Origin of the sequence: Agromyces flavus (genome assembly GCF_900104685.1) — a bacterium.
Taxonomy (GTDB): Bacteria; Actinomycetota; Actinomycetes; order Actinomycetales; family Microbacteriaceae; genus Agromyces; species Agromyces flavus.
The window spans coordinates 2,566,390-2,586,760 of sequence record NZ_LT629755.1; the positions used below are offsets into that span (position 1 = coordinate 2,566,390).

The following is a 20,371-nucleotide window of genomic DNA, read 5'->3' on the forward strand; positions in this document are numbered from 1 at the left end:
CTGTGTGCTGTTGATCCAGTACTGCCTGGACGCAGCACAACCCTCCGATGATACCGGAGGGTCGCTGCGCGCTGGCTGTATGCGGTTTAGAGCTTGGTGACCTGGTCGAAGCTGAGCTCGACCGGGGTCTCGCGCTCGAACAGCGAGACCAGCACGGTGAGCTTGCCGCTCTCGGGCTTGATCTCGTTGATCGTGCCGGGCAGGCCCGCGAACGAGCCGTCCTTGATCGTGATGGTCTCGCCGATCTCGAAGTCGACCTCGGCGGGGATCTGGCGGGCGGCCCCGCCGGCGGCGGCGCCCTTCGCACCCTTGGCGGGCGCGACGTCCTTGATGTCGACGAGGCTCTTCAGCATGTTGAAGGCCTCTTCGAAGCGCAGCGGCGTCGGGTTGTGGGCGTTGCCAACGAAGCCGGTGACGCCCGGAGTGTGGCGGATGACCGACCAGCTCTCCTCGTTGAGGTCCATGCGGACGAGCACGTAGCCGGGCACGCGCACGCGCGTGACCATCTTGCGCTGGCCGTTCTTGATCTCGACGACGTCCTCCATGGGGACCTCGACCTGGTGGATGAAGTCGGCCATCGCCATGGTCTCGCGACGCTGCTCGATGTTCGCCTTCACGCGGCGCTCGAATCCGGCGTAGGAGTGGACGACGTACCACTTGCCCGGGAGGAACCGCAGCTCGTTCCGGAACGCGTCGTACGGGTCGTGCTCCTCGTCTTCTTCGACGACCGCCTCGAAGGCGGCCTCGGCCTCTTCGGCGGAGTCGATCTCGAGGGCGTCGTCGACGACGGCGTCGGCCTCGGGGTCGGTCGCCTCAGCGAGCGAGTCGAGTACGGCGTCGAGGTCGATGTCGTTGCCCTCGTCGTCGACGACGTGCACCGCACGGTGCTCGGCCGGCTCGACCGAGTCCTCGTCGTGCTCCTGGGTGCCGCCCTCCTGGGCCTCTTCGACCTCGGACGACTGCTCAGCGGCGGTGGCCCAGTCGACGTCCTCGCGCTCGTTCCTGGTCACTGTTCCTCAATCCTTCTCTGCTGCCGTGCCGCGGGTTCGCGCGGCGGGTGCGGGCCGACGGCCCGATCAGACCCCCGGCGTACCGAAGACGTACACGACCAGGAGGCTGAACAGCTGGTCGAGGCCGTAGACGATCGCCATCATGATGACGACGAAGACCAGGACCACCGTGGTGAAACTGAACAGCTCCCGGCGGGTGGGCGTGACGACCTTCTTCAGCTCGCCGAAGACCTGCCGGATGAACAGGGCGATCCTGGCGAAGGGGTTGCGCCGTGCCGCGCGCTCGCGCTTGGCATTGGCGACGACGTCCTCGCTGGGCTCGTCGAGTACTTTCCGGGCCACCTCGTACACCTTTCATGGGCCGGCCATCGCCGGCCGACTCGCAGGGCGGACAGGACTCGAACCTGCAACCTGCGGTTTTGGAGACCGCTGCTCTACCAATTGAGCCACCGCCCTATGCGACCCGGCGGCGCCGGATCACAGGGTCGAAGCCACCTGCCGGACGCCCGTTCCGCGAGGTTCACCCCGCCGGAAGGCGCGATCGATCTTGGTCGACTTCAACAACCTCACCAAGTGTATGCGACGCCGTGGGGTGCGCCAAACCGGGCCGGCTCCCCCGCGCACGCCCGCGGAAGAGGAGCATCGCGAGGCCGCCGAGGGCGCCGATCGCGCCCGCCGCCGCGATCCACCACGGCGCATCCGCGGGAATGTCGAGGTACACCGTGATGCCGAGGATGCGCGACAGGCCCCAGGGCAGGAGCGCCATCTGGTCGTTCCACGCGGTCAGCGCGCGCTCGAGGCCGATGGCGCCGACGAGGGTCGCGATCGACGCGAGCGCGCTGCCGGCGGCGAGGGCGACCGCCCCGATGGCACGTCGCGTGCCGACCTGGGCGGCGAGCGCCCATGCACCGGCCACGAGCACCCACGCGAACAGGGCGAAGGCCACGGTCACGTAGGCCGACCGCGCCGCGGGATCGGTCCAGAAGCCGAACCAGTACCCGCCCGGACCGCTCGGCACGAGCACCGCCGAGAGGAGTGCGACGCGCAGCAGCGCCGCCCCGCCGACCGCAGCGGCGAGCGGCGTCCACGGCACTCGCGCGACCGCCGCCACGACCGCGAGCACCACGGCGAACACGACCCACGCCCCGAGCGTGGCCACCAGGTGCGCCGGTGCCGCGAACCAGGTCAGGATTGCACGGCTCAGCACGAGCGCGAGCGCAGGCACCGCGACGAGCAGCACCCGGTCGCTCGCCCGGAGCGACACGGCGACCTCCGCCGCCCGCCACGGACGCGTCCCGCCGATCCACAGCGCCCGCGCCGCGCGAGCCCCCGGCCAGCGGGCGATCCGCGGGGCGCGCGCCGTGGCGCCGAAGGCCAGCCATGCGACCACGACGGCGAGCAGCGCCCCGGAGGCCCACGCCATCCCGGGGTCCCGCTCGGCGCGGTCGAGCCCGAGCCGGGCGGCCGTCAGGTTGTAGGCGGGCAGGTAGGGGTCGTTCGCGTACGCCGCCTCGTGAGACTCGGCGCGCTCGAGGAACGCCGCGCGCGCGGCATCCCACGCGGCGAACGCCTCGGGCGAGCGAGTGTCGTGCCACTGCGCCTTCCGCAGCACCATCTCGCGGTACTCGGCGAGCATGCCGAGCGTCGATGCCTCGTAGTCGAGCGTGTCGAGCAAGGCCCGGTGCAGTGCGGGATCCCGCCAGGTCGCGGCATCCGTCGCGGCGATGCCCTCGCGCATGCGGCCGACCGCGTCGAGTGCGCGGTCGCCGCCCGCGATCGCCTCGTCGAGGTCGTCGCGCGAGATCTCGTAGATCACGTCGAGCGAGGCGCTGTCGCCCGTGAGGATGTCCCACTCGAAGATCCACATCATGGGCGGCGGCTCGAGGCCGATCGCGAACACGCGCCGGTCGGCGAACGGACCGATGTAGAGCCCGTCCGTGATCGCCTCGCGCGACGACGCCATGGCCGCCGAGATCGCGCGAACGGTGTCCGGGTCGTCCGAGAACCAGCGCCTGGCCCAGTCGGCGGTGATCGCCGCCGGGTCCAGTGAGGGATCGCGCGCGAGCCGGACCGCGAGCTCGGTGTTGAGCTCGGCGAGCTGCCAGAGGCCCGCCTTGAGCTCGAGCGAGAGCGGTCCGGCCCGCCACGGCCCGCCGTCCTGGGTCCAGGTCCAGATGCCTTCGATGTGTGGGTTGGCCGCGAGCAGGCGGTCGAACGCGTGCGCGTAGAGCGGGCCGAGGTCGTTCGGGAACGCGCCGAAGTTCTCGAACTCGCGACGGCTCTGGAACTCGATGATGCGGCGGTGGTCGCCGATCTCGAGCGTGTCGTTGATCGGCAGGTGGCTGTAGAAATCGCCGAGCGAGTACTTGGTCGACACGATGAGGCGGTCGGAGTCGATGCCGTCGAGCACCGCCCGGTAGGAGTCGGGGTTCGTGTGCATGTCGCCGACGGCGCCGACGCCCACGCTCCAGGTGCGGAAGATGAGCTCGCGATCGGCCCGTTCGGCCTGGGCGAGCAGCGTCGTGAGCATCGCACGCACGGCGTCGACGGTTGTGACGGCCAGTTCGCTGCGGTAGTCCCATTCGGGCAGGTCGTACACCTGCCCGGCTTCGCCGATCCGGATGAGCACGCCATCGAGGTAGGGCATCTCGCGGTAGAGCTCGTCGAGTCCGGCCGCGTAGACGCCCCAGAACTCCGGGTCGTCTGTGGCGAGACCGCCGAACCGCTCCTCGAGGTACTCCTCGAGCGGCGTGGTGACCACGAGCATGTCGGTGCGGAGGAAGACCTGCAGACCGGCGTCGTGCGCCGACTCCCACATCGGGCCGAACGCCTCGCGCATCGCGAGCGCCCGGGCGACGTGCTCGTCGTCGGACCCGTACACCTCGCTGCCGTCGCCGACGTCGGAGAACGTGAGGTACTCGAGCAGCCCCGGCACGGTGACCGCGGTGTAGCCCTCGGCGAGCAGGTGCGCGACGTACGCGTCGAACTCGTCGCGTGCGACCGCGAGCGCGCCCTCGTCGATGTAGGGCGCGTCCGGCAGGATGACGTCCTCGAACGCTTTCGAGTTGTGCGAGTAGTCGTCGCCCGCCGCCCAGGCCGCCTCGTCGACGGCGACCCCGACCGCGCCGAGGTCGGCCATGCGGAAGGGCAGTCGCGACTCGACGGTGTCGCCGAGTCGCTCGGCGACCGGGCGGCCGTCGCGCACCGCGGCCGCGAGGTCGTAGACGCCGCGCACGGCGCCCGCCTCGCTCGCGGCGAGGATCTCCAGCGCGTCGGGCGTTCCCCTTAGCACGTACGACTCGTCGGTCGGATCGGCCGGGTCGGAGGGCGTCGGCTCAGGAGCCAACCGGACTCGGAGCGTCGCACTGCCCGCGGTCCCGGACGCGGCGGCGACTGCCGCTTCCAGTTCGTCGACCGCTGCGTGCACGCGCGGGAGTTCGGGCGCATCGATTTCGGTGAACCGAGGCGGCAGGGCGGTCGGCGCCACCTCCGCGACGGACGCGGTCTCGGCCGGGACGTCGGCGGATTCGGACCGGATGCCGAGCGCATCGGTGAGCAGTACGGCGAGGCCCGCGCCGAGCGCGAGCAGGACCAGGATCGCGACCCCGACGCGCAGGGGCCGTCGCCGGGGGTGCGTCATCACGCGGCGCAGCGTAACACGAGTGGGACGATCGTCCCACTTCGGGCGGCACCGCGCGTCGGATGCACGGGACGTATGGCCCACCCCGCGCTCTCCGCCAGGCGTACCGTGTGCGCCATCGGCAGGGTCGTCGCGCCCCGCAGCGGCCGCCGCAGAGAGAGGAGCACCGCCACATGACGACTGAGACTCCCCGCGTGACCGGATGGGTCGGCTGGGGCTGGTTCGCCGGCACCATCCTGATCATCGCCGGCGCCATCGACGCGATCTACGGCCTCATCGCGATCCTGCAGCCGGGGAGCGCGTACTTCGTGGCGACGGAGGAGGGCCTGTTCCTCTTCGACGTCTCGGGCTGGGGATGGTGGCACCTGATCTTCGGCATCGTGCTGATCCTGGTCGCGCTCGCGTTGTTCACGGGTGCGACGTGGGCACGCGTGGTGGCGGTCATCCTCGCGGGCATCAATGCCGTCAGCCATCTCTTCCTCCTGACGGAGCAGCCCTGGTGGTCGCTCATCGTCATCACGCTCGACATCCTCGTCATCTATGCATTGACGGTGCACGGCAAGGAGCTCGCAGTCAGGGACGCCTGACGACGAGGGCGCGCCCGTGGGGGCGGGCGCCGGCGCCGCGGCCTGGGGAACCGCCGCGGCGCCCTTCCGTGCTTTCGAGCGCGCGCCGGGTGCCCGGCCACCGTCGGCTCCCTCGATCGCACCTCGGACGATCCGTACGATTCCGAGCGATGTCGCGAATCGCGCGACTGACACGCTGGGATGCCGCGTCCTAGGCTGGAGGCCGTGACCGATCAGCGCCGTCTCTCCGCCCGCATCTCCGCCATCGCCGAGTCCGCGACCCTGAAGGTCGATGCCAAGGCGAAGTCCCTCCAGGCCGGGGGCCGGCCGGTCATCTCGTACGCCGCGGGCGAGCCCGACTTCCCCACGCCGCAGCACATCGTCGAGGCAGCGCTCGAGGCGGTCCGCGACCCGAAGAACCACCGCTACACCCCGGCCGCCGGCCTGCCCGAGCTGCGCGAGGCGATCGCCGCGAAGACGCTGCGCGACTCCGGCCTCGAGGTCGGCGCCGGCCAGGTCGTCGTCACGAACGGCGGCAAGCAGGCCGTCTACCAGGCGTTCCAGGTGCTGCTCGACGACGGCGACGAGGTGCTCGTGCCCACGCCGTACTGGACCACCTACCCCGAGGCGATCAAGCTCGCGGGCGGTCGCCAGGTCGACGTGTTCGCGGGCAGCGACCAGGGCTACCTCGTCACCGTCGAGCAGCTCGAGGCCGCACGCACCGAGCGCACCCGGGCCCTGCTGTTCGTCTCGCCGTCCAACCCGACGGGCGCGGTCTATCCGCCCGAGCAGGTGAAGGCGATCGGAGAATGGGCGCTCGAGCACGGCATCTGGGTGATCTCCGACGAGATCTACCAGAACCTCACCTACGCCGACGACGAGTCGGCCGCCCCGCCGCGCGCACTGTCGATCGTCGAGGCGGTGCCCGGGCTGGCCGAGCAGGCGATCCTCGTCAACGGCGTCGCGAAGACCTACGCGATGACCGGATGGCGCCTCGGCTGGATGGTGGGCCCGGCCGACGTGATCAAGGGCGCCGCGAATCTGCAGTCGCACCTCTCGTCGAACGTGTCGAACATCTCGCAGCGCGCCGGCATCGCCGCGCTCACGGGACCGCAGGACGCCGTCGAGGAGATGCGCCGGGCGTTCGACCGCCGCCGTCGCACGATCGTCGCCGAGCTGTCGAAGATCGACGGCATGTCGGTTCCGGTTCCGCAGGGCGCCTTCTACGTGTACCCGGATGTCTCGGGGCTGCTCGGTCGCGAGTGGGGCGGCGTCACTCCGACCACCTCGCTCCAGCTCGCCGACCTCATGCTCGAGCAGGCCGAGGTCGCGGCGGTGCCCGGCGAGGCGTTCGGCCCGAGCGGGTTCCTGCGCTTCAGCTACGCGCTCGGCGACGCGCCCCTGCTCGAGGGTGTCCAGCGCCTGCAGCGCCTGTTCGCCTGATCGGGAGCCCGCGCATGGATCGCGCGTCCCGCGTGGTGCACGAGCCGCGCAGCAGCGCCGACGTCATCGGCGAGCACTCGCAGTTCCGCCTCGACCTCGAGCGCATCCGCTTCTCGCCGTACTTCTCGCGGTTGTCGGCCGTGACGCAGGTGATCGCGCAACCCGGCGCGGGGCCGCTCATCCACAATCGACTGACGCACTCGATCAAGGTCACGGCGGTCGCACGCGCGATCGCCGTGTCGCTCACCGATGCCGCGTCGCCGCACCGGGAGTTCGCCCTCCGGAACGGGTGCGATGCGGTGGTCGTGCAGGCGGCGGCGAGCGCGCACGACCTCGGCCACCCGCCGTTCGGGCATCTCGGCGAGCGCGTGCTCGACCGGCTCGCGCGCGACACCCTCGGCCTGAGCGACGGCTTCGAGGGCAATGCGCAGAGCTACCGGATCATCACCGCGCTCGACGTCAGCGAGGCCGCGCCGCGCGGGCTCAACCTCACGGCGGCGGTCCGCACGGCGGTGGCGAAGTACCCGTGGACGAGGTACCTCGACATCGACGCGCTCGGCGACGGGCCCCTTCCCCGCGGACTGCGCCGCACGGCCGAGGGCATCGAGGTGCCCAAGTACTCGGCCTACGGCATCGACGCGGCCGACCTCGAGGAGGCGCGCCGCGGTCACCCGCCGCTGCGGCAGTCGCTCGAGTGCTCGGTCATGGATATCGCGGACGACATCGCCTACTCGATCCACGACGTCGACGACTTCCACCGCGCGGGCCTGCTCAGCCAGGGCGCGGTCGCCCGCGAGTTCCGCGGATGGATCGAGTCGAGCCTGCAGCTCGGCGAGCTCGCGCCCGATGAGCTCATCGGGCGGTCGGCGCCACCCGGCAGTGCGCTCGAGACGCTCCGCCGCAAGCTCACGTCGAGCGACCCGTGGATGGCCGACGACGAGACGTTCCGTGCGGCCGTCGGCGTGGTCGCCGACGACCTGGTCGACGGCCTGCTCGCGAGCCCGTTCGACGGCTCGATCGCGTCCGAGCGCGCACTGTCGTCGTTCACGAACCGGTGGATCACGCACCTGCAGTCCTCGGTCGTCCCGACACCCGACGGGGTCGTCCGTGCCGGACTCGTGACGCTCGACGGGCTCGCCTGGCACGAGGTCGAGATCCTCAAGTTCGTGCACCGGCACTTCATCCTCGATCGCTCCGACATCGTGATGTACCAGCGCGGCCTGAGCCGCGTGCTGACGCGCGCCGTCAAGGGACTGACCGCCTGGATCCGCGACGAGGACGACCGCGACCGCGTGCCGCAGCGCCTCAAGGAGCTCGTCGAGATCGCGAGTGCCGGGTACGAGCAGCTGCGCGTAGAAGCTCCCGACGGCGTGCCGGTGCCGGGTCGGCACGAGGTGCGCGCGCTGGGCGTGGGTCGCGGCGTGATCGACTACGTCGCGTCGCTCTCCGACGACCAGGCGCTCGCCGTATCGGAGGCGATCGACGGCCGCCCCGACCGCCTCTGGGACATCGGGCAGAATCTCTAGGCCGCCGGCGCGAGCGCCGAGCGCGCGTCGCGCGTGATGCCGTCGGCGATCGCGTCGAGCAGTGGCGAGCCGAGGTTCCACTGCTGCCAGTAGAGCGGCACGTCGACCGGTGGCCCGCCGAGCGGCACCAGCTCGCCGCGCGCGAGCTCCGCGTCGGACTGGAACCCGGGAAGGAGTCCCCAGCCGAGCCCGAGCTTGACGGCGGTCGCGAAGTCGTTCGACGCCGGGACGTAGTGACGCGGCGGCTCCGCGCCATCCACGCCGAGACGCCGGAGGTATTCGGCCTGCAGGTCGTCGCGCCGGTCGAAGTCGACGCGCGGCGCGACCGCGAGCGCGTCCACGTCTACGCCGCCGGCACACCAGCGGGCGACCCAGCCCGGCGTCGCGACCGCCGTGTAGCGCATCACCCCGAGCGGGCGCACGAGGCAACCGGCGACCGGCGTCGCCTGCGAGGTGACGGCGCCCATGACCGAGCCCGACTCGAGCAGCTCGGCGGTGAAGTCCTGGTCGTGGCGGTGCAGGTCGAACACCACCGGGTGCCGCTCGGTGATCCGGGCGAGCGCGGGTAGGAACCACGTGCCGAGCGAATCCGCGTTGACGGCGAGCGGCACGGTCGTGGGGCGAGCGGATGTCGCGTCGCCGCCGCCGAACGCGGCGAGCGCGTCGTGCTCGAGCAGCGCGAGCTGGCGCGCCAGCCGGACTACCGCCGCGCCCGCCTCCGTGACCCGGACGGGCTTCGACCGCACCACGAGGACGCGGCCCAGTCGCTGCTCGAGCTGCTTGACGCGCTGCGACACCGCCGAGGGAGTCACGCTGAGGTCGGCGGCCGCCGCCTCGAACGTGCCGGCGTCGACGACCGCCGCAAGGGTGCGGGCGAGGTCGAGCGGGATCTTCATGAAGTGATGCTAATGCCGATGAAGAATCCTGAGCTGGAATTCATGATCCGCGCTGCCTAGCCTCGATCGCATGGACCTCACCGTGCTCGTCGCCGGCCTCGGCCTCGGCTTCTCGCTGATCGTCGCGATCGGCGCGCAGAACGTGTTCGTGCTGCGCCAGGGCATCCGGCGCGAGCATGTGCTCGTCGTCGCGGCGATCTGCGCGGTCTCCGACGCGGTGCTCATCGCCGCGGGTGTCGGCGGAATGGGCGCGGCGCTGCAGGCAGCGCCGTGGCTGGTCGGCGTCGCGCGCTGGGCCGGCGCGGCGTTCCTCGTGGGATACGGACTGCTCGCGGCGCGGCGTGCGGTTCGAGGGGGCGAGTCGGGCCTGCGAGTCGACGCCGACGAGCCTGGCGGTCGAGGAGCGCCGAAGGCGCGCCTCGAGACCCCGGTGCCGGTCGCTGCGGGTCGAGGTGAATCCGTGGCGCGGCTCGAGACGTCGACCGATGGGGTTTCGAGACGCCGCTTCGCGGCTCCTCGACCCGCACTTCTTCCCGTGGTGCTCACCTGCCTCGCGCTCACGTGGCTCAACCCGCACGTGTACCTCGACACGGTGATCCTGCTCGGGTCGGTCGGCGCCACGCACGGCGACCAGCGCTGGGTCTTCGCCGCGGGGGCGATGCTCGCGAGCGTCGCCTGGTTCTTCTCGCTGGCGTACGGCGCCCGGCTGCTCGGCGGCGTGCTGGCGAGCCCCCGCGCGTGGCGCGTCCTCGACGGCATCATCGCGGTCGTCATGGTGGCGATCGCCGTCTCGCTCGTACTGCCCGCCTGACCCGAGGGTGCCGCCCGAACTGGGGTTTCGGATGCCGCGCCCGCGCGTGCTAGCGTGTGCGTCATCGTGAGCACCATCACCTGTCGCTGCTGTCGCCGCTAGGCGATCGTCTCCCCGACGATCCCAGGGCGCGATTCCTCACGCGCCGCCGACCGCAGCCCCTGGCTCACGCCGCATCCGACGCGTCCGCGTCAGCTCCGCACCATCCGCATCGAGACATCTGTCGAATCGGATGGCACGCAGCCGACGTTCACGGATGCCGGGGCCGCCGCACCGTCGGCGCACCATCCCGGCACCCTCGAAAGGACCAGCACATGTCCGGCATCCCCGTCCTCGACCTCTCCCTCCTCAACGGCACCGCCGAACAGCAGGCGCAGTTCCGCGACGACCTGCGGCGCGCGACCCATGAGGTGGGCTTCTTCTCGCTGATCGGCCACGGCGTCCCGGCCGAGCTCGTCGAGCGCGCGTACGCGGCGGCCCGCGCCTTCTTCGCGCTGCCCGAGTCGCACAAGGTCGCGATCGAGAACGTGAAGAGCCCGCACTTCCGGGGCTACACGCGCATGGGCGGCGAGCGCACGCTCGGCCGCGTCGACATCCGCGAGCAGATCGACATCGGCGCCGAGCGCCCCGCCGTGCCGATGGGCGTCGGCACCCCCGACTACTGGGTCCTGCAGGGCCCGAACCTGTGGCCGGCGGCGCTGCCCGAGCTTCGCGAGGTCGCCGAGGAGTGGATCGCGCGCCTCGACGAGGTCGGCACGCGCCTGCTTCGCGCCTGGGCCGAGGCGCTCGGCGCGCCATCCGACACCTTCGACGCCGCGTTCGCGGAGCCGTCACCGTACATGAAGATCGTGCGATACCCGGGGGTCGCGTCGGAGCAGCCCGCACAGGGCGTCGGCGCGCACAAGGACCTCGGCGTGCTCACGCTGCTCTCGGTCGAAGACGGCAAGGCCGGCCTGCAGGTCGAGAAGGACGGCGAGTGGATCGACGTCGTCGCGCCCTCGGGCGCGTTCATCGTGAACATCGGCGAGCTGCTCGAGATCGCCACGAACGGGTACCTCAAGGCGACGCTGCACCGCGTCGTCTCCCCCGACCCCGGCACCGAGCGCATCTCGATCCCGTACTTCCATGGTCCGGCGCTCGACGCGACGGTCCCGACCATCGACCTGCCGCCGGCCCTCGCGGCCGAGGCACCGGGCGTCACCCAGGATCCGGCGAACCCGCTGCACGCCGTCTTCGGCGAGAACTGGCTGAAGAGCCGGCTGCGCGCGCACCCCAACGTCGTCGAGGCGCAGCACCCTCGCCTGCTCGTCGGCGCCTGAGCATCGGTGGTCGAGGAGCGCCGCAGACGCGTACTGAGACAAGGATGAGGTCTCGACGCGCCACCTCACGGACCCTCGACCGCCCGACTTTGCCTCGTGGCCACTCGACCGCCGCGGCATTCACCCGTCTCGACTCGGCATCCTGTCGCAGAACCGGTGGAAAGGTATCCGGCGGATTCCTTTCCACCCGATTCGCGAAGGAGATTCCGTCTCCCGATCACATGCGGGCTTCCGAGTGTCGAAATCGGGTTTCCCCGTTCGTCGTACCTGCGTAGCGTGACCGAGAGGAAGGATTCCCCATGGAATACGTGCTGTTCTACGCGCAGGGCGACGACGCACTCCCCTACGTGCCCGGCGACGACCACATCGGCGACTGGGTCGACGACGTCGAGGCTCGTGGCGTCTACGAATACGGCGAACGGCTGCGTCCCGAGCAGGACGCCACGACCGTCCGCGTCCGCGGCGGCGAGGTGCTCGTCGTCGACGGGCCCTTCTCCGAGGCGAAGGAGGCGATCGGCGGCTTCGACATCATCGACGCGCGCGACCTCGACGAGGCCATCGACATCGCGTCGAGGCATCCGGTGGCCTCGTTCGGACGCGTCGAGATCCGGCCGTTCGTGCAGTGGCCGGACGCCGAGCCCGGCGCGCGGGTCGTGCCGGCGGACTTCACCGAGCGACCGGTGCGCGCGCGGCGGTACCTCATGCTCGTCGTCGCCGAACCGGCGGGCGCGCGTCCCCCGGCCGCGGCCGAAGCGTCCGAGGACGACGATCCCGAGGCGTGGGTGCAGGAGATGGACGGTCGCGGCGTCCGGCAGTTCGGCGAGGTGCTGCGCCGCCCGGGCGACGCAACGTTCGTCCGCCGGCGCCACGGCGAGGTGCTCGTGACCGACGGCGGGTTCGCCGAGGCCAAGGAGTGGGTCGCCGGGTTCGACCTCATCGAGGTCGAGGACCTCGCGGAGGCGATCGAGGTCGCGGCGAAGCATCCGATGGCCCGTGGCGGGGCGATCGAACTGCGACCGCTCTGGCCGTTCGACGTGCACGAGGACCAGGTGGCACGAGCCGAGCGCGAGTCGGCCGACCGGGGCGTCCGCCTCGAGCCGGTGGCCGCCGAAGCACTGGCTGGGGCCGCCCTCTGACGATCGACGGGGATGGCGCGACGCCGGGTGCGGGCGGGTCGGCCCCGCTCGCGCCCGAGGTCGCCGCCGCGCTCCGGGAGTCGCACCGGTCCGAGTGGGCGCGCGTCGTCGCGACGCTCATCCGGGTCACGGGCGACTGGGACGTCGCCGAGGAGGCCGCCGCCGCCGCGTTCGAGCGAGCCGCGCACACGTGGCCGCGCGACGGCGTGCCGCGCAATCCGGGCGCCTGGCTCACGACGGCCGCGCGCAACCTCGCGCTCGATCGGCTGCGCCGCCGCGGCGTCGAGGCCGAGAAGGTCAGGGAGTGGATGGCGATGGAGGACGTCTCCGGCCGGGCGCACGGTCCCTCGGACCCGGCCGACGTGGTCGCCGAGGACGGTCTCGACCGCGATGATCGACTCCGGCTGATCTTCACATGCGCGCACCCGGCGCTGCCCCTGGAGTCGCGCGTGGCCCTGACGCTTCGCACGGTCGGTGGGCTGGACACCGGCGAGATCGCGCGCGCGTTCCTCGTGCCGGAAGCGACCATGGGGCAGCGCATCTCACGGGCCAAGCGGAAGATCCGGCACGCCGGCATCCCCTACCGGGTGCCGACCCCCGACCTGCTGCCCGAGCGTCTCGACGGCGTGCTCGCCGTGCTGTACCTCATCGCCAACGAGGGGTACCTCGCGTCGCGCGGCGACACGCTGCAGCGCCTCGACCTCGCCGCCGAGGCGATCCGGCTGACCCGCCTGGTCGTCGCGCTCCTCCCGGACGCCGACGAGGCGAGGGCGCTGCTCGCCATGCTGCTCCTGCAGCATGCGCGCTCAGCCGCCCGCGCCGACGCGTCGGGCGACCTCGTGCCGCTTCCGGAACAGGACCGCTCGCGGTGGGATGCCGCCGAGGTCGCCGAGGGGCTCGCCCTCCTCGACCGACGCGGCGGCGCTCAGCCCGGCGGCGAGCCGCCCGGCCCGTACCGCCTGCAGGCCGAGATCCAGGCCGTCCACGCCCGCGCCCGCACCGCCGACGACACCGACTGGCCCGCGATCGCCGCGCGGTACGACGCGCTCGCGATGCTCGCCGACTCGCCGTTCGTCGCCCTGAACCGCGCGATCGCGCACGGCATGGCCTTCGGCCCGCGACACGGCCTCGACGAGCTCGCGCTGGTCGAGGCATCCGGCCGGCTCGACGGCTACCACCTGCTGCCCGCCGCTCAGGCCGACCTGCACCGGCGGCTGGGCGAGACGGATGCCGCGGCCGCCCGCTACCGCAAGGCGATCGCGCTCGCGCCCACCACCCCCGAGCGCCGCTTCCTCGAGCGCCGTCTCGCCGAGCTCGCGCCCCCGCCCGGCCGGTAGCTGCACCGTCCGCGCCATCCACCGATCGGTGGAGGCGGAAATCGACCGGACCACGGCTGCCGCGAGCGCTCGCCGAGGGGCAGGCTGTGTGGCATGGACGACATCACTTCCGACGCGGCGCCGGCGGTCCGCATCCGCGGGCTCCGCAAGGACTACGGCGACACGGCCGCGGTCGACGACATCGACCTCGACATCGAGCGCGGCGAGACCTTCGCACTGCTCGGCCCGAACGGGGCGGGCAAGTCGACGGCGATCGAGATCCTAGAGGGCTACCGGATGCGAACCGGCGGCGAGGTCACGGTACTCGGCGTCGATCCCGCACGCGGCGGACTCGACTGGAAGGCGCGGCTCGGCATCGTGCTGCAGTCGGCGTCCGAGCCCGGGCAGTACACGGTTCGGGAGCAGCTCGCGCACTTCGCGCGGTTCTACCCGGATCCGCGCGGCGTCGACGAGGTGATCGCGGCCGTCGGCCTCGAGTCCAAGGCACGCACGCGCATCGCCAAGCTGTCGGGCGGCCAGCGCCGGCGGGTGGACGTCGCGCTCGGCATCATCGGCCGTCCGGAGCTGCTGTTCCTCGACGAGCCCACGACGGGCTTCGACCCGGAGGCGCGGCGCGAGTTCTGGCACCTGATCCGTTCGCTGAAGCACGAGGGCACCACCATCCTTCTCACGACCCACTACCTCGACGAGGCGGCGCAGCTCGGCGACCGCGCGGGCGTGATCGTCGGCGGACGCCTCGTCGACGTGGCGCCGATCGACGAGCTCGGCGGCGCCGACGCGCGCATCCCGCTCGTGCGCTGGCGCGACGCCGACGGCACCCCGCGCGAGGCGCGCACCGAACGGCCCGCGGGGTTCGTGGCATCCGTCGCCCGCGACCTCGGCGGCGAACCGGACGGGCTCGAGGTCATCCGCCCGAGCCTCGAGGACATCTACCTGGACCTGGTGGGCGCGGCCGGAGCCGTCGCCCCCGACGAGAAGGAGGCGCTCGCATGAGCACCACGACGACTACCGCCGCGAGCGCGCGACGCGACATCCGCTCGCCCCGCACCGGAGCGGGCGCCGCCCGGCCCGGCCGCCTCGCCGTGGGACTCGCCCGCATCGGACACGAGGTGCGCGGCTACTTCCGCTCGGCCGACACCGTGTTCTTCACGTTCCTCTTCCCGCTCATCATGCTGGGCATCTTCACCGCCGCGTTCAGCGCAGCCGGCGAGATCTCGGCCGGACCGGGAACGGAGTCGATCTCGGTCGGCGCCTACTACCTGCCGGGCATGCTCGCCGCGGGCATGCTGCTCTCGGGCGTGCAGAACCTCGCCGTCGACATCGCCGGCGAGAAGTCGGACGGCACGCTCAAGCGCCTGGGCGGCACGCCGCTCTCACCGGTGTCGTACTTCCTCGGCAAGATCGGGCAGGTGTTCGTCACGGGCACGTTCCAGGCGGCGCTCCTGCTGCTCGCGGCCGGCACCGTGTTCGGCATCGCCCTGCCGACCGAGCCCGAGGCCTGGATGACCTTCGCGTGGGTGTTCGTCCTCGGCATCGGCACCTCCGCGCTGCTCGGCATCGCGCTGTCGTCGGTGCCGCGCTCGGGCAAGTCGGCGAGCGCCGTGGTCGTGCCGATCATGCTCGTGCTGCAGTTCATCTCGGGCGTGTACCTGCAGTTCTACGCGCTGCCCGACTGGATGCAGAACATCGCGAGCCTCTTCCCCCTGAAATGGATGGCGCAGGGCATGCGCTCGGTGTTCCTGCCCGAGGACTTCGCGGTGCTCGAGCAGCACGAGGCGTGGAACCTCGGCTGGGTCGCGGTCGTGCTGATCGCGTGGCTCGTCATCGGGCTCGTCGTCAGCCGGCTCACGTTCCGCTGGATCCGGCGCGACGCGTGAGCGCCGTCGGGGCGGGCGCTGTGGGAGCCTGACACCATGCAGAACGTGCGGTGGTGGGATGCCGCGGCGATCACGGTCTCGGCCGTGATCGTCGCGCTCTCGCTCATCGAGCCCCCGTACGGGCCGCGCGACGTCGGCGCGTGGATCGTCGCCGGCGTGTTCCTGCTCGTGCACCTGCTCTGGGGCCGCCGGTGCGTGCCCGTGGTCCCCCCGGGGCAGCACCTGGCGATCTCGGTCGCGTACGCGGTGCTGCTCGCGGTCGGGACGTCGATCGATCCGACGTTCTCGATCCTCCAGGCATTCCTCTACCCGTTCGTGTGGTCGACCGCCCCGTCGGTGCGCAGCGCGATCGTCGCCAACGTGCTCGTCGCGGTCGCCATCGTGGTCGGCTACACCGTGCGCTTCGGCTGGGAGGGGCTCGCCACCGGCGCGGCCGTGGCCGCCCTGTCGGTCGTGTTCAGCATCGCGCTGGGCCTCTGGATCACGCGCATCGCCGAGTACGGCGAGGAACGCGCGAGGCTGCTCGCCGACCTCCAGGCCGCGCAGGGGCAGCTCGCGGCGATGCATCGCGACGCCGGCGTCGCCGCCGAGCGCGGCCGGCTCGCGCGCGAGATCCACGACACCATCGCGCAGAGCCTGACCGGGCTCGTGATGGTGGCCCAGCGCACGGGCCGGCGACTCGCCTCGGTCGAGGGCGAGGCTGCGGCATCCGCTCGGGGCGATGTCGAGCTCATGGAGCAGATGGCGCGCGAGGCGCTCACCGAGGCACGCGGCCTCGTGGCCTCGCTCGCGCCGGTCGACGCGTCGGCGGGACTCGCCGACGCGCTGCAGCGGCTTGCGACCGGGTTCGAACGCGAGACCGGCGTGCGCGTGTCGGTCGACGCCGACGCAGCAGGGCTCGACCGCGAGCTCGAGGTGGTGCTGCTGCGCTGCGCGCAGGAGGCGCTCGCGAACGTGCGCAAGCACGCGCGCGCCTCGGCGGCGACGGTCTCGGTGTCGGCGACCGGTGACGAGGTCGTGCTCGAGGTCCGCGACGACGGGGTCGGGCCGGGAGACGCCGCGCCCGGCGACGGCGGGTTCGGCTTGGCCGGAATGCGCGATCGCGTGGCGCTCGTCGGCGGACGGCTCGAGTTCGGCCCCGGCGAACCCGCCGGCGCCGCGCTGCGCGTGATCGTGCCGGCGACGCGAGCGGATGCCGCAGCCCGAGCGGATGCCGCAGCCCGAGCGGATGGCGGGACCAGCGCCACGACGGAGACGGAAGCGAGCGACGCATGAGTGGACCCATCCGCGTGGTGGTCGCCGACGACCACCCGATCGTGCGCGCCGGCATCGTCGGGCTGCTCGATGCGGAGCCCGGAATCGAGGTGGTCGGCGAGGCGGTCGACGGCGCCGAGGCCGTCGCGCTCGCCGCGGAGCTGCGGCCCGACCTCGTGCTCATGGACCTGCGCATGCCCGTGCTGGACGGCGCGGAGGCGACCGAGCGCATCCTGGCCGCCGGGGGTGGCTCGGCGGGCGGGGCGGGCGGCCCGCGCGTGCTCGTGCTCACGACCTACGAGACCGACGACCACATCCTCGCGGCGATCGAGGCGGGTGCGAGCGGCTACCTGCTGAAGGCCGCCCCGCAGGAGGAGATCCTCGCGGGCATCCGATCGGTCGCCGCAGGCGAGACGGTGCTCGCGCCGTCGATCGCCGCGAAACTCGTGCGCCGCGTGCGTGCCGAAGCGACGGCACCGGTCGCTCCGTCGCTTTCGCCACGCGAGCTCGAGGTGCTGCGCCTGGTCGCCGACGGCCGGTCCAACCCCGAGATCGCGCGCATGCTGCACATCGGCGAGGCGACCGTGAAGACGCACCTCATCCACGTGTTCGAGAAGCTCGAGGTCGGCGATCGCACGCGCGCCGTGACACGCGCGATGGAGCTCGGGCTCCTCTGACCCCAGGCGGCCGCCGCACCGTACGCTGGGCGGATGGGTGTCGTCGCCGGGGTACGCGTCGCGGCACGTCGCGCGCGCCTGCTCCCGCCGTGGGTCAAGCGAGCGGATGCCGCGGCCACGCGCCGGATCAACGGATGGCACTCGCATCCGCACGTCGACCAGTTCTGGTGGCGGTTCACGGGCTTCGCCGACAAGGGCGTGCTGTGGTTCACCGCGGCCGGCGTGCTCGCCGTCGTCGGGCACCGGCGCGCGGCGGCCCGGGGACTCCTGTCGCTCATCACGGCGAGCGCCGTCACGAACCTCATCGCGAAGCGCGTGTTCGGCGGCGATCGGCCCGCACTCGAGGACGTGCCCATCGGACGTCGGCTGCCGATCCAGCCGTCCAGTCGCACGTTCCCGTCGGGGCACTCGGCGAGCGCGGCGGCGTTCACCGCGGGCGTCGCGCTCGAGTCGCCGCGCGTCGGCGCCGCACTCGCGCCGGTCGCCCTGGGCGTCGCCTACTCGCGGCTGCACACGGGCGTGCACTGGTTGTCCGACGTGATCGGCGGCCTCGCGATCGGCGTCGGCGTCGCCGCCGCGGGTGCGGCGATCGTGCGTCCGCGGCCCGGCCCTCCCCCGCCGCCCGTGCCGCCCGGAGCCGACCGGACGCTGCCCGCCGCCCCCGACGGCGAGGGCGTGTTCATCGCCGTGAACCGCTCGGCGGGCACGAGCGTCGTGCGCGCCGACCCCATCGACGTGCTCGCCGAACGCCTCCCTCGCGCCGAGCTGCAGGTGCTCGAGTCCGACGAGGATCCCGGCCGGGCGATCGCCGCGGCGCTCGCACGCCCGGTGCCGCCCCGGATCGTCGGGATCTGCGGCGGCGACGGCTCGGTCGCGTGCGTCGCCGACGAGGCCCGGCGAGCCGGCGTGCCGCTGCTCATCATCCCGGCCGGCACGTTCAACCACTTCGCGCGCACGGCCGGCCTCGCATCGGTGGACGCCGCCGTCGACGCGGTGCAGCGCGGCGAGGGCGTGCGCGTCGACCTCGCCGAGCTGACCTTCGGCGCGCACGAGCCGATCACCGTGACGAACGTCGCGTCGGTCGGCGTCTATCCCGACTTCGTCGCCGAGCGCGAACAGGTGCAGCGGCGCGTCGGGAACAAGTGGCTGGCGGCGGTGGTCGCCGCCGCTCGCGTGCTGCGCCGGTCGGATCCGGTCACGGTCGTGGTCGACGGGCGCCGCGCCGAGGTCTGGACGCTGTTCGTGGGCGTCGGGCGCAACGAGCGCGACCTGCCCGCGCCGCTGCAGCGACGCACGCTCGACGATGGACTGCTCGACGTCCGCGCGCTGCACGCCGGCTCGCGCGCGGGTGCGATCGCGTCACTCGCGTTCGGACGCCGGACCGCGGCGGTGGTGCGAGCGCTCCGACTCGTCCCCGAACGCGTCGAGGCGTTCACGACGACGAAACTCACGGTCGACGTGCGACCGCGTGGCGGTCAGCCGCCCGGTTTCGCCCACGACGGCGAGGTCGCGCTCGACGAACCGGCCGCGGCATCCGCTCACCTGTCGGCCCCCGGCTACCGCACGCGGATCCGGATCCTGCCCGGTGCGCTCGACGTGTACCGCCCGGCCACGACCGACGAGGGCCGACCCGCGTCGGACTAGAGTTCGACGCCCACGACCGTTGGCTCGGGATGCAGCACGATGCCGAACTCGGCCTGGACGCGCTGCTGCACGAAGCGCGCGAGCTGTGCCACCTCTTCAGCCGAGGCGCCGCCGCGGTTCGTGAGCGCGAGCGTGTGCTTCGTCGAGATCCCGGCGCGAGAGCCCGGCAGGGCGAACCCGCGGTGGATGCCGCTGCGCTCGATGAGCCAGGCCGCCGAGAGCTTCACGAGCGGCGGCGTCGACGCGCCATCCGACGCATGCTCCTCGACCTGCTCGAGCTCGGCCTGGTGGGCGAGGAACGCGTCGAGCGGCGACTCGGCGGCGAGCTCGGCGAGCGGCGTGACCTCGTCGGGCTCCTCGGGCTCGACGTACCAGCGCGGCGCGTCCCCGGGGAGCGTCCGCGCCACGCGCTCGGGCACGATCGGGTTGGTGAAGAACGACCCGGCGCTGACCGAGTCGACGTCGTCGGGATCGAGCACCATGCCCTTGCCGGCGCGCAGGGCGAGGACGGCCTCGCGGACGCGTGCGAGCGGCACCCGGTCGCCCAGCTGCACGCCGAGGGCGTTCGCCAGCTGTGCGTACGCGACCGGCGTGCCGAGCGCCTCGCCGAGCACCTCGCGCTCGGCGGTCGTGTCGTGCAGGACGAGGTCGACCGAGACGACGACACCGCGGAGCCCCTGTTTGAGCACCGAGGTGCGGTAGCCGAGCTCGAGCTCGTCGGCCGACATGACGCGGGGCTCGGACTCGCCCTCGCCGAGGAACTCGATGCCGAGCAGCGCGCTCGAGAGCTCCTGCCCGTAGGCGCCGATGTTCTGCACGGGCGACGCGCCGACCGAACCCGGGATGCCCGCGAGCGCCTCGAGGCCGGCGAACCCGCGCTCGACCGTGAAGGCCACGAGCTCGTCCCAGTTCTCGCCCGCCTGCACCCGCAGGTGCACCGTGCCGTCCTCGTCACCGGGTCGCACGTCGATGCCGCGCGTCGCGATGCGGATCACGGTGCCGTCGAAGCCGTCGTCGCCGACGAGCACGTTCGACCCGCCGCCGAGCACCATCCACGGCTCGCCCGACGCCTCGGCCTCGTGCACGAGCTCGACGAGCTCGTCGGGCGTCGTCGCGGTGACGAGGCGAGCGACAGGGCCGCCCACGCGCAATGTCGTGAGATCGGCGAAGCGGATGGCGCGTGCCTCGCGCTCCTCGGCCGCGTGCGTCGTCTCGGGCGTTCCGGACTCGGTCAT

17 protein-coding genes and 1 tRNA gene are annotated in these 20,371 nt (G+C 72.4%); 12 read left to right on the top strand and 6 right to left on the bottom strand.

Annotated elements, in window-relative coordinates; genetic code table 11:
* Window positions 1-86: 86 nt before the first annotated feature.
* From nusG to BLT99_RS12185, 4 genes are all read right to left on the bottom strand, one after another.
* Window positions 87-1,010, bottom strand: coding sequence for a transcription termination/antitermination protein NusG (nusG, locus tag BLT99_RS12170; RefSeq protein WP_092672812.1), 924 nt, complete (start codon window positions 1,008-1,010; stop codon window positions 87-89).
* Between the two features lie 66 nt (window positions 1,011-1,076).
* The gene (secE, locus tag BLT99_RS12175; RefSeq protein WP_092676262.1) at window positions 1,077-1,352 is read right to left on the bottom strand and encodes a preprotein translocase subunit SecE; all 276 of its coding nucleotides are present in this window, start codon (window positions 1,350-1,352) and stop codon (window positions 1,077-1,079) included.
* A 41-nt stretch (window positions 1,353-1,393) separates the two neighbouring features.
* A tRNA-Trp gene (locus BLT99_RS12180) sits at window positions 1,394-1,466 on the bottom strand.
* Between the two features lie 64 nt (window positions 1,467-1,530).
* Entirely contained in the window at window positions 1,531-4,650 is a 3,120-nt protein-coding gene (locus BLT99_RS12185) for a hypothetical protein (RefSeq protein WP_229724444.1), read from the bottom strand.
* 173 nt (window positions 4,651-4,823) lie between these two features.
* On the opposite strand from BLT99_RS12185, the gene BLT99_RS12190 reads away from it, so the two are divergent.
* The 3 genes from BLT99_RS12190 (at window position 4,824) to BLT99_RS12200 (ending at window position 8,185) form a co-directional block, all read left to right on the top strand.
* The gene (locus BLT99_RS12190; protein ID WP_092672815.1) at window positions 4,824-5,237 is read left to right on the top strand and encodes a DUF7144 family membrane protein; all 414 of its coding nucleotides are present in this window, start codon (window positions 4,824-4,826) and stop codon (window positions 5,235-5,237) included.
* Between the two features lie 204 nt (window positions 5,238-5,441).
* A complete protein-coding gene (locus tag BLT99_RS12195) occupies window positions 5,442-6,659 on the top strand; it encodes a pyridoxal phosphate-dependent aminotransferase (protein ID WP_371874200.1) in 1,218 nt (405 codons plus the stop codon).
* A 14-nt stretch (window positions 6,660-6,673) separates the two neighbouring features.
* A complete protein-coding gene (locus tag BLT99_RS12200; protein WP_092672821.1) occupies window positions 6,674-8,185 on the top strand; it encodes a deoxyguanosinetriphosphate triphosphohydrolase family protein in 1,512 nt (503 codons plus the stop codon).
* Here BLT99_RS12200 and BLT99_RS12205 read toward each other — a convergent pair.
* Window positions 8,182-9,081: a LysR family transcriptional regulator ArgP gene (locus tag BLT99_RS12205; protein ID WP_092672824.1), complete on the bottom strand. Its 900-nt coding sequence runs from the start codon at window positions 9,079-9,081 to the stop codon at window positions 8,182-8,184. The two genes, BLT99_RS12200 and BLT99_RS12205, sit on opposite strands and share 4 nt — an antisense overlap.
* A 70-nt stretch (window positions 9,082-9,151) precedes the next feature.
* Between BLT99_RS12205 and BLT99_RS12210 the strand changes: the two genes are divergently transcribed.
* The 9 genes from BLT99_RS12210 (at window position 9,152) to BLT99_RS12255 (ending at window position 19,136) form a co-directional block, all read left to right on the top strand.
* The gene (locus tag BLT99_RS12210) at window positions 9,152-9,892 is read left to right on the top strand and encodes a LysE/ArgO family amino acid transporter (RefSeq protein WP_092672828.1); all 741 of its coding nucleotides are present in this window, start codon (window positions 9,152-9,154) and stop codon (window positions 9,890-9,892) included.
* A gap of 314 nt (window positions 9,893-10,206) precedes the next feature.
* A complete protein-coding gene (locus BLT99_RS12215; protein WP_092672831.1) occupies window positions 10,207-11,211 on the top strand; it encodes an isopenicillin N synthase family dioxygenase in 1,005 nt (334 codons plus the stop codon).
* A gap of 299 nt (window positions 11,212-11,510) precedes the next feature.
* On the top strand, window positions 11,511-12,347 hold the full coding sequence (locus tag BLT99_RS18265; protein WP_308208988.1) for a YciI family protein: 837 nt from the start codon (window positions 11,511-11,513) through the stop codon (window positions 12,345-12,347).
* A 2-nt stretch (window positions 12,348-12,349) separates the two neighbouring features.
* A complete protein-coding gene (locus tag BLT99_RS12230) occupies window positions 12,350-13,684 on the top strand; it encodes an RNA polymerase sigma factor (RefSeq protein WP_092676270.1) in 1,335 nt (444 codons plus the stop codon).
* Window positions 13,685-13,777: 93 nt separating this feature from the next.
* Window positions 13,778-14,677 (top strand): ABC transporter ATP-binding protein, encoded by a 900-nt coding sequence (locus tag BLT99_RS12235; RefSeq protein ID WP_172802976.1) that lies wholly within the window; start codon window positions 13,778-13,780, stop codon window positions 14,675-14,677.
* Window positions 14,674-15,561: an ABC transporter permease gene (locus BLT99_RS12240; protein ID WP_092672834.1), complete on the top strand. Its 888-nt coding sequence runs from the start codon at window positions 14,674-14,676 to the stop codon at window positions 15,559-15,561. Before BLT99_RS12235 ends, BLT99_RS12240 begins: the two co-directional genes overlap by 4 nt.
* A 36-nt stretch (window positions 15,562-15,597) precedes the next feature.
* Window positions 15,598-16,836, top strand: coding sequence for a sensor histidine kinase (locus BLT99_RS12245; RefSeq protein WP_092672837.1), 1,239 nt, complete (start codon window positions 15,598-15,600; stop codon window positions 16,834-16,836).
* Window positions 16,833-17,492, top strand: coding sequence for a response regulator (locus BLT99_RS12250; RefSeq protein WP_092672840.1), 660 nt, complete (start codon window positions 16,833-16,835; stop codon window positions 17,490-17,492). Before BLT99_RS12245 ends, BLT99_RS12250 begins: the two co-directional genes overlap by 4 nt.
* Window positions 17,493-17,525: 33 nt before the next feature.
* Window positions 17,526-19,136 carry a phosphatase PAP2 family protein gene (locus BLT99_RS12255; protein ID WP_092672843.1) on the top strand — a complete coding sequence of 537 codons (1,611 nt, stop codon included), beginning with the start codon at window positions 17,526-17,528 and terminating at the stop codon, window positions 19,134-19,136.
* Here the strand turns inward: BLT99_RS12255 and BLT99_RS12260 are convergent.
* Complete coding sequence (locus tag BLT99_RS12260) at window positions 19,133-20,371, bottom strand: UDP-N-acetylmuramate dehydrogenase (RefSeq protein WP_092672846.1); 1,239 nt, start codon at window positions 20,369-20,371, stop codon at window positions 19,133-19,135. The two genes, BLT99_RS12255 and BLT99_RS12260, sit on opposite strands and share 4 nt — an antisense overlap.

Coding starts and splice junctions, on each gene's coding strand:
- BLT99_RS12245 (WP_092672837.1), top strand. CDS start 15,598: ATGCAGAACGTGCGGTGGTGGGATGCCGCGGCGATCACGGTCTCGGCC.
- BLT99_RS12190 (WP_092672815.1), top strand. CDS start 4,824: ATGACGACTGAGACTCCCCGCGTGACCGGATGGGTCGGCTGGGGCTGG.
- BLT99_RS12235 (WP_172802976.1), top strand. CDS start 13,778: ATGGACGACATCACTTCCGACGCGGCGCCGGCGGTCCGCATCCGCGGG.
- BLT99_RS12205 (WP_092672824.1), bottom strand. CDS start 9,081: ATGAAGATCCCGCTCGACCTCGCCCGCACCCTTGCGGCGGTCGTCGAC.
- BLT99_RS12250 (WP_092672840.1), top strand. CDS start 16,833: ATGAGTGGACCCATCCGCGTGGTGGTCGCCGACGACCACCCGATCGTG.
- BLT99_RS18265 (WP_308208988.1), top strand. CDS start 11,511: ATGGAATACGTGCTGTTCTACGCGCAGGGCGACGACGCACTCCCCTAC.
- BLT99_RS12255 (WP_092672843.1), top strand. CDS start 17,526: ATGGGTGTCGTCGCCGGGGTACGCGTCGCGGCACGTCGCGCGCGCCTG.
- BLT99_RS12215 (WP_092672831.1), top strand. CDS start 10,207: ATGTCCGGCATCCCCGTCCTCGACCTCTCCCTCCTCAACGGCACCGCC.
- BLT99_RS12200 (WP_092672821.1), top strand. CDS start 6,674: ATGGATCGCGCGTCCCGCGTGGTGCACGAGCCGCGCAGCAGCGCCGAC.
- BLT99_RS12260 (WP_092672846.1), bottom strand. CDS start 20,371: ATGACCGAGTCCGGAACGCCCGAGACGACGCACGCGGCCGAGGAGCGC.
- BLT99_RS12210 (WP_092672828.1), top strand. CDS start 9,152: ATGGACCTCACCGTGCTCGTCGCCGGCCTCGGCCTCGGCTTCTCGCTG.
- BLT99_RS12240 (WP_092672834.1), top strand. CDS start 14,674: ATGAGCACCACGACGACTACCGCCGCGAGCGCGCGACGCGACATCCGC.
- BLT99_RS12185 (WP_229724444.1), bottom strand. CDS start 4,650: ATGACGCACCCCCGGCGACGGCCCCTGCGCGTCGGGGTCGCGATCCTG.